Annotated in this window: 2 protein-coding genes; both read left to right on the forward strand. The window is 62.5% G+C overall.

Going from position 1 to position 1,474, the window contains the following annotated elements:
* Window positions 1–779: hypothetical protein (locus JF70_RS09125; RefSeq protein WP_045936258.1), on the forward strand; the 779-nt coding region annotated here is incomplete at its 5' end.
* A gap of 110 nt (window positions 780–889) precedes the next feature.
* On the forward strand, window positions 890–1,459 hold the full coding sequence (locus JF70_RS08335) for a DUF805 domain-containing protein (RefSeq protein ID WP_197069129.1): 570 nt from the start codon (window positions 890–892) through the stop codon (window positions 1,457–1,459).
* Window positions 1,460–1,474 lie beyond the last annotated feature (15 nt).

A 1,474-nucleotide genomic window follows, 5' to 3' on the forward strand; every position in this document is an offset into this window, starting at 1 on the left:
GTGTTGGTGTCGGCGGGGTGTCGGATGGCGCTGGGGATCGGGTTGATGCGTTTGTCCTGTCGTCGGTGATGTCGCGTGTGGTCGGGTGTGTCCCGCATGCGCGGCCCGGCGCCCGTGAGTTCTCCCTGGGTGGGGTCCTGTGGAAGACGGTGTTGTACGCGTTGACCTATGTGGCCGGGTTCGCCTGCGGCTGGTTCCTCCTGTTTGATCAGGACCAGGATTGGGTGCGCATGCGGATAGGCCAAGCTACGTTTCCCGTACTGTTCTCTATTTTTGCTGTGGTTGTCCTGTTGGGGCGGTATGAGGATGGGAAGGGGCGTCCGGGGCCTTGGTTTGTGGTGTTGTCGCTTCCGTGCGCTCCGGGGTTCGGTGTCGTATTCGGGTCTGTCGGTCGCAATTCGGGTGGCGTGTTCCGGTGGGTTCTGGTGTCGGTGGCTGTGCTGGTGGCTGTCGGGGTGTCGCTGTTTCCGGTGGTGATGCGGCTGGTGCGCAACGGGTTCGCGTCGTGGGCGGCGATGGTGGTGTTGTGCGTGGTGCCGTCCTGGATGCTGGCCAAGGTGACGGGGTCGGCTGGCGCGTCCTTGTTCTGGTGCTGCGTGGTGGGCGTCGTCGGCGCCTTGTGGTTCGTGCTGGACATGTGGGCGATCGGGAAGTGCGCGGGCACGCATCGTGACGCGGCCTTCGAGTGGCTGGCGGCCTGGGCGCTGGTGTTCGACCTGATCGTGCTGATCGCCTCCCTCCTGGGAGCATCCAATGATGACGACAATGCCAGCCGATGACCCGGACGACGGGCTGCGCCATGGGTGGTACTTGCGTTGATGCCGATATCGAATGTTCCGTCCTAACGGACCGTCGGGACGGGTTTATGAAGAAAGTGAAGGTGAGGATTATGGCCAGTGCCCTGTTCTCGAAGAGGCCGCGTCGCGTGGATATGATGAAGGGGTACGAGCCCATGTACGATGCTACCTTGCAGGAGTGCCTGCAACGGCCCTTCTACCTGTATGCGAGGGGGAAGGGGCGTTCCTGCCGCAAGGAGATATGGGTTTTCGCCCTGTTCGTCTCGTTCATGGACACCTGCCTGACCCGCGTGTTCTCTTCTGGTCCCTTGGTTGTCATACCGGCGCTGTTCTCCCTGGCGATGCTGGTGCCTATGTATGCCCTGACGGTGCGGCGTCTGCATGATTTGGCCCTGTCGGGGTGGCTGGCGCTCGTCCTCTACGTGCTGATTGTGGTGGGCTTTGGTCTGGTTGTCGGTTCGATGGTGTCGGATGCCTTGGAAGGGCTGGACCCGTCCTCCCCTTCGCCCCTGGGGATCGTCATCCTCCTTCTGGCCGTGGTCATCCGGCTGGTCATCATGTGCGTCCCCTCACGTCGCCGTCATCCAGTTGTCGACAACGGAAGCCTCAGTGCGAGTCAGACCGGCACGGCGCAGTACCCAGTGGACCCAAACGGACAGTGACCCCCTGCAGTAAGA

The organism is Bifidobacterium mellis (assembly GCF_000967265.1).
Classification (GTDB): domain Bacteria; phylum Actinomycetota; class Actinomycetes; order Actinomycetales; family Bifidobacteriaceae; genus Bombiscardovia; species Bombiscardovia mellis.

Coding starts and splice junctions, on each gene's coding strand:
- JF70_RS08335 (WP_197069129.1), top strand. CDS start 890: ATGGCCAGTGCCCTGTTCTCGAAGAGGCCGCGTCGCGTGGATATGATG.